The sequence below is a fragment of the Pseudomonas sp. PME37.24/006 genome (assembly GCF_055556635.1).
In genome coordinates, this window is sequence record NZ_JBVHNL010000215.1 from 1 (window position 1) to 254 (window position 254).

The 254-nt window shown below is 64.2% G+C and carries 1 protein-coding gene; it reads left to right on the plus strand.

What is annotated here, in order from left to right; all coding sequences use genetic code 11:
• Positions 1 to 254, plus strand: a 254-nt coding sequence (locus ACZ3GY_RS24460) for a glycosyltransferase (RefSeq protein WP_465912386.1), incomplete at both ends; no start/stop codon positions are given.

Below are 254 nucleotides of genomic sequence, written 5' to 3' on the forward strand. Positions count from 1 at the left end.
GGCTTCAACGCCAAGCTGGCACAGCAGATCTACGCCGGTGCCGACATCTTCCTGATGCCGTCCCGCTCCGAGCCCTGCGGTCTGGCCCAGATGGTCTCCTGCCGCTACGGCACGATCCCCGTCATCCGCGAGACCGGCGGCCTGAAGGACTCTATCCGCGACTCCGGCGACGGCTACGGCAACGGCTTTACCTTTGCCAACTACAACGCCCATGAGCTGTATGAGGCCTGCTGGCGCGCCAAGGAAGGCTATTG